This is a genomic window from Caldisericia bacterium (genome assembly GCA_021158845.1).
GTDB lineage: Bacteria > Caldisericota > Caldisericia > B22-G15 > B22-G15 > B22-G15.
In genome coordinates this window covers 1-5,741 of record JAGGSY010000051.1, presented here as the reverse complement: position 1 = coordinate 5,741, position 5,741 = coordinate 1, and the positions used below count along the sequence as shown (strand labels likewise).

Annotated in this window: 8 protein-coding genes and 1 tRNA gene; 7 read left to right on the top strand and 2 right to left on the bottom strand. The window is 36.0% G+C overall.

Annotated features, from left to right (window positions below; genetic code table 11):
• Positions 1-154: endonuclease/exonuclease/phosphatase family protein (locus J7J33_02040; protein MCD6168069.1), on the bottom strand; the 154-nt coding region annotated here is incomplete at its 3' end.
• Positions 155-230: 76 nt separating this feature from the next.
• On the opposite strand from J7J33_02040, the gene J7J33_02035 reads away from it, so the two are divergent.
• From J7J33_02035 to J7J33_02005, 7 genes are all read left to right on the top strand, one after another.
• Positions 231-307, top strand: a tRNA-Ile gene (locus J7J33_02035).
• A 62-nt stretch (positions 308-369) separates the two neighbouring features.
• Positions 370-981, top strand: a complete 612-nt coding sequence (locus J7J33_02030) for a DJ-1/PfpI family protein (protein ID MCD6168068.1) — start codon at positions 370-372, stop codon at positions 979-981.
• Positions 982-995: 14 nt separating this feature from the next.
• Entirely contained in the window at positions 996-1,937 is a 942-nt protein-coding gene (locus J7J33_02025; protein ID MCD6168067.1) for a carboxypeptidase regulatory-like domain-containing protein, read from the top strand.
• A gap of 58 nt (positions 1,938-1,995) precedes the next feature.
• Positions 1,996-2,247, top strand: a complete 252-nt coding sequence (locus J7J33_02020; protein MCD6168066.1) for a ribbon-helix-helix protein, CopG family — start codon at positions 1,996-1,998, stop codon at positions 2,245-2,247.
• Positions 2,244-2,684: a type II toxin-antitoxin system VapC family toxin gene (locus tag J7J33_02015; GenBank protein MCD6168065.1), complete on the top strand. Its 441-nt coding sequence runs from the start codon at positions 2,244-2,246 to the stop codon at positions 2,682-2,684. The genes J7J33_02020 and J7J33_02015 overlap by 4 nt, the downstream gene beginning before the upstream one ends.
• Positions 2,685-2,691: 7 nt before the next feature.
• A complete protein-coding gene (tdh, locus tag J7J33_02010; protein MCD6168064.1) occupies positions 2,692-3,723 on the top strand; it encodes an L-threonine 3-dehydrogenase in 1,032 nt (343 codons plus the stop codon).
• A 10-nt stretch (positions 3,724-3,733) separates the two neighbouring features.
• Entirely contained in the window at positions 3,734-4,912 is a 1,179-nt protein-coding gene (locus J7J33_02005) for a glycine C-acetyltransferase (GenBank protein MCD6168063.1), read from the top strand.
• Here the strand turns inward: J7J33_02005 and J7J33_02000 are convergent.
• Positions 4,909-5,741, bottom strand: an 833-nt coding sequence (locus tag J7J33_02000) for a hypothetical protein (GenBank protein MCD6168062.1), incomplete at its 5' end; no start/stop codon positions are given. The two genes, J7J33_02005 and J7J33_02000, sit on opposite strands and share 4 nt — an antisense overlap.

The window sequence follows — 5,741 nt, the reverse complement described above, 5'->3', positions numbered from 1 at the left end:
AACCTAATCTTTCCAACTCTTCTTTTGGAAACTCTTCATCTCTTACTTTTGTCTCCTGAAGACAGAGAAAATCGGGTTCAACTTTTTTAAGCCAGTTGATTAAAATTTCCATTCTCATCTTTATGGAGTTAACATTCCATGTCGCTACAATCATCAAAAGAATTATATCAGAAAGAAAATCATCCCATACTTGACAAGAGGGAAGATTTCCATATAATGATTAATAGAGTGGGCCTCTAGCTCAGTTGGTTAGAGCGCATCCCTGATAAGGATGAGGTCTCTGGTTCGAGTCCAGAGAGGCCCACCATATCAAATCTCATTTGACCACTTCTTTTTAACTCTGTATAATACAAATTGGAGGTTTTGAAAATGAAACATGTTTTAGCTTTATTTTTAATTTTAATTATTTTATTCTCATCCTATTCATGTTCAGGAGGTGGAAAAATGGAGAAATTGAAGGGAAAGAAAATAGTAATGATCATCGCACCAGAAAACTTTAGAGATGAAGAGTATCAAATACCAAAAGAGATATTTGAAAGTTATGGAATATCTGTAACCACTGCATCCACAAGGACTGGTAAGGCAAAAGGAATGCTTGGTGCAGAAGTGAATCTGGAGTATACAATACTTGACTTAAGACCATCAGATTTTGACGCAGTTGTTGTGGTTGGAGGAGTTGGCTCAAGAGAGTATCTATGGAACAGTCCTGAAGTTATAAACTTTGTAAAAAAAGCCTATGAACTGGAAAAAATTGTTGCAGCAATATGTCTTTCACCAGTAGTACTTGCCAAAGCTGGAATCTTAAGAGATAAAAAGGCAACTGTTTATCCTGATAGGGAAGCAATAGAGCTACTTAAAGAGAACGGCGCAAATTACACAGGAAAAGGTGTTGAGGTGGATGGAAGGATAGTTACTGGAAATGGTCCAAAAATGGCGAAACATTTTGCGGAGGAAATAGTTAAATTATTAGAGAAACAATAGGAGGAGGTGACTTTATGAAAAAAACTTTAGTCTTGATTCTTGCAATTTTACTTTTAGCATTGTCTTTCTCATATGGATGTGGCCCTAAAAAGCCAGAGACGGGGAAGATTAAAGGAACAGTTATGGATTCAGAAGGAAATCCGGTGGCAGAAGCAACTGTTACTCTTGAGGGAGGAGAGGGAGAAGAAAATACAGATATAACCCTTGATGATGGAAATTTTTTAATTGAAGTTTCTCCTGGTACATACACTCTTAAAATAGAAAAAGAGGGCTTTGAAACAGTGAAGAAGGATGTTGAGATTAAAGCTGGAGAAACAGTAGAAATTTCTCTTACCATAAAAAAGAAAGAGGAAAAACCGGTATTTAAATCACCCACAGATCTTAAAAGTTACCATATTATCATTTACGCTGGACCAAAAAAAGAGGAGGCTAAGAAAGTCTTTGAACTATGGAAAGATGATAATGGCGATAAAATCAGAGTTGTTGCTCTTCAGGATGAAGAAAACCCCACTGAAGTAATAAAGGTAGGGGATGATTATGCAATGAAGGTTGGTGACGCATGGAGTAAGAATCAACCAGGTTTAAAGGGATTCTTCAATAACCTTCTTAACAACTTTGAGCAGAATCTTAAGGCATCAAAAGATACCTTAAGAGATTTTGAAAATTACACGACCGAAAATGACTCACTTCTTCCCCTTGAGTACAAAATTGAAAAACTGGGAAACAAAATGGTGAATGGATACAAATCAACTGGATACAGAATTATAATGATACTAAAGAAAGGGAATGAATTAAAAGAGCCAGTATTTGATACGGAAATCTGGACAATATCAACAGGAAAGTATAAAGATTATATAACAAAGCAGGATATTCTTCTTACTACTCAGGATGGATCTTTTTATTATAGATATGATTTCTTTGATATAGGGAAGAAACAGAATATAATAATGCCTTAAGCCCCGAAAGGGGCTTTTTTTTATTGAAAAATATTATAAAATGAAGGAGGAGGTGAGTATGCTTGAAGTAAAAATTAGCCTTACCGAAGAATTGGAAGAAAAATTCAGAGAGGTTGAGGAAAAAAGAAAAATGAGCAAGGAAGAAATCCTACTGGAGGCACTTCAGATGTATCTACCAAGAATTCTTAAAGCTCCCGCTATGAATCCAAAAGTACTTAAAGCTGTAGAAATTCAAGAGAAACTTGCATTAAAAGACTCTATAGTCTGGGATAGTAGTGAGGTGTTAAGGAGATGGAGGGAGACAAAATGATTCCAGAAAGAGTAGTGATTGATACTTCTGTTGTATTGAAGTGGATTAGAAAGGAAAAGATGGAGAAGTATGTTAAAGAAGCGAAGAAACTGAGAGATTATTACTTAAAGGGAATTGTTGAAATAATAATTCCGGACTTTATTTTTTATGAATTCACCAATGTATTAAGATACAAGGTGGACCTTACAGAAGAAGAAGTATACGAAGGAGTAAAGAGTTTGTTTGATATGGGTTTTGAAATCAAACAAGCTGATCCAGAAACTATAAAAGAAAGTGTTTATATATCATTCAAATATGCAATACCAATAACAGAAGCATATTATGTTGCTCTCGCTGAGAAAGAAAAGGCGTTTCTTGTAACTGCAGATGACCATCTTAAAGAAATTCTTAAAGATAAAAGAAATGTGCTTCATGTTAAAGAATTAGGTCTTATATGAGGAAGGTATGAAAGCAATAGTTAAGGAAAGAGAAGGGAAGGGTTTTGTTCTTAAAAATGTGGATGAACCAGAGATAAAGCAACCTGATGAATTATTAATAAAGATAAAGGCTGCAAGTATATGTGGAACTGATGTTCATATATACGATTGGACTGAGTGGGCTAAAAATAGAATTAAACCTCCACTAATAGTTGGACATGAGTTTTCAGGAGAAGTAGTTGAAGTTGGTTCAGGGGTAAAAAGATTCAGACCAGGGGATTTTGTTTCAGCTGAAACACACATCTACTGCGGACATTGCAGGATGTGTCTTAACGGGAATCAGGAACTCTGTGAAAATCTAAAGGTTATTGGAGTGGATAGAGACGGTGTGTTTACTGAATATGTGGTGCTTCCAGAAAGGGTTGTATGGAAAAATCCTCCAGATATTTCAGAGGAAGTTGCTTCTATTCAGGAACCCCTCGGCAATGCTTTAGATACAGTACTTGCAGAGGATATATCTGGAAAAAGTGTGGCAATTGTAGGCGTTGGTCCCATTGGTTTAATGGCTGTAGCTCTTTCCAGAGTCCTTGGAGCAACAAAAATATTTGTTTCAGACTTGAGTGATTATCATCTCAACCTTTCAAAAAAGTTGGGTGCAGATGTAACTGTAAATGTAAAGAAAGAGTCCTTTGTTGAGAGAGTAATGGATGAAACAAAAGGAATGGGCGTAGATGTTGGACTTGAAATGTCTGGAAGTGAAGCAGGATTAAAGGACTTGCTAAAAGTTGTTTCACCCCTTGGAAGAATTTCACTACTTGGAATATTTGATGGAGATGTAAAGATAGATATAACAAATGATGTGGTTCTAAAGAAGTTAAGATTGTATGGAATTCACGGAAGGAAAATATTTGGGACATGGTTTAAGGTAAGGAAACTCCTTTCATCTGGCAAACTTGATATAACCCCTGTAATAACTCATAAATTTAAACTTGAAGACTTTGAAAAAGGTTTTGAGGTTATGAAAAATAAAGAATCTGGAAAAGTAATTTTAATTCCTTAAGGAGGGAAGTATGGAAAAACTTGACTTTTTAAAAGAAAAGATTGAGGAACTAAAGGAAAAGGGTATGTACACAAAGATAAGGGTGCTTGAGAGTGAGCAGGGAGCATGGGTAACTATAAATGGAAGAAAGATGCTAAACCTCTCTTCCAACAACTACCTTGGTCTCATAAGCAAAAGGGAATTGAAAGAGAAGGCTAAAGAAGCCATTGATAAATTTGGAGTAGGATCAGGCGCTGTAAGAACAATAGCAGGAACAAATTTACTCCACATAGAACTTGAAAAGAAACTTGCTGAATTTAAAGGAGCAGAGGCAGTAATTCTCCTTCAATCTGGAATACTTGCAAACATGGCTACAATTCCTCTAATTGTTGGAGAGGGAGATTTAATATTCAGCGATGAACTCAACCATGCATCAATCATTGATGGATGTAGATTGAGTAAGGCAGAGATAGTAAGGTATAAACACATAGACATGGATGACTTAAAAAACAAACTTGAAGAGTATAAAGACCACAAAGGAAGAAAACTTATAGTTACAGATGGTGTGTTTAGCATGGATGGAGATATCGCTCCACTGCCTGAAATAGTGGAACTCGCAGAGAAATACAATGCGATAACCATGGTTGATGATGCGCATGGAGAGGGCGTACTTGGAGAAGGGGGAAGAGGAATATTAAATTACTTTCATCTTGAGGGAAAGGTTGATATTGATGTTGGAACTCTATCCAAAGCTTTTGGAGTTATAGGAGGTTATGTAGCCGGTTCAAAGATTCTCATTGAATACATGAAACAGAGGGCAAGACCTTTTCTCTTCAGCACATCCATCACTCCAGCAGATACAGCAGCACTAATTGAAGCAGTGGATATTCTTACAAGAAGTGATGAACTTGTAAAGAAACTATGGGAAAACTCAAAGTATATAAAGGAGAAACTTAAAAATGCAGGTTTTGATATAGGACACAGTCAAACACCCATAACACCAGTTATAATTGGAGATGAGAAGAAAACAAGCAAAATGGCTGATAGGTTGAACGAAGAGGGAGTTTTTGTGCAAGGCATAACATATCCAACAGTTCCACTGGGCAAAGCAAGAATAAGAGTCATGGTTTCAGCAATTCATTCAAAGGAAGATCTTGATTTTGGAATAGAAAAGTTTATAAAAATTGGTAAAGAAGTTGGTGTAATTTAGGGTTTCTTTTCTGTTCTCATCGCTCTAAATCCAAGCGAACCAAGTACTTCGCTTTTGTCTCTCTTTATTACCATTCCTCTATAGGAAATAGAATAGTATTCTCTTTCATCTGCCTCTGTGGATGACATATAGTATATAACGGGTTCATCAGGTGCCCACAGGGGTGTTTCCTTATCAGGTGGTTTTTTATAATTTTGTATCCCTTCCTTTCCATTCCATGGACAACCAACACATTTATTATCCTTATACATACTTCTTGTTAGCTCATCTATAGTAGGTAGTCTCCAGAAATCATAAACTTTATCAGTAAGCTCTGTAGCATCATAATTTAAGTATCTAAACATGTTGTATCTTTTGAAATCATCATAAGATGCGTATATTTCTCTTTTCCCTTCAAATCCTATAGGTTCTTTTCCATAAAGAGCAACCTCATTCCAGGATAGGTTCCCCATAGAATTCTTATGCCATCCAGGTCCATCTCCTGCCCACGTCAAAGTAATCTCATAACCTTCTATAATCCTTTCACCCCTATATCCATCATCATATCTATTAAAATATCTATAACCTGAAACAGCCCCTACAGCTATTCCAATAACAAGAGGTATCAGGATAGCAATAATTACCTTAGAGTATCTTTTATACCATTTGACTTCTCTCTCCAAAGGTTCTTTAATCCTGAATCCCTCTATAACGAAAAGAATACCAATTAATATAAAGAGTAGTGTAACAGGAAGCCAGCTTAAAAAATTAGAGATAGTAAAACCACCCCCCTGAACCATTCTTGAAAAAACAAAGACCGAGAAGATCATACCAGAAAGGATTATAAGAC

Coding starts and splice junctions, on each gene's coding strand:
- J7J33_02030 (MCD6168068.1), top strand. CDS start 370: ATGAAACATGTTTTAGCTTTATTTTTAATTTTAATTATTTTATTCTCA.
- J7J33_02025 (MCD6168067.1), top strand. CDS start 996: ATGAAAAAAACTTTAGTCTTGATTCTTGCAATTTTACTTTTAGCATTG.
- J7J33_02020 (MCD6168066.1), top strand. CDS start 1,996: ATGCTTGAAGTAAAAATTAGCCTTACCGAAGAATTGGAAGAAAAATTC.
- J7J33_02015 (MCD6168065.1), top strand. CDS start 2,244: ATGATTCCAGAAAGAGTAGTGATTGATACTTCTGTTGTATTGAAGTGG.
- tdh (MCD6168064.1), top strand. CDS start 2,692: ATGAAAGCAATAGTTAAGGAAAGAGAAGGGAAGGGTTTTGTTCTTAAA.
- J7J33_02005 (MCD6168063.1), top strand. CDS start 3,734: ATGGAAAAACTTGACTTTTTAAAAGAAAAGATTGAGGAACTAAAGGAA.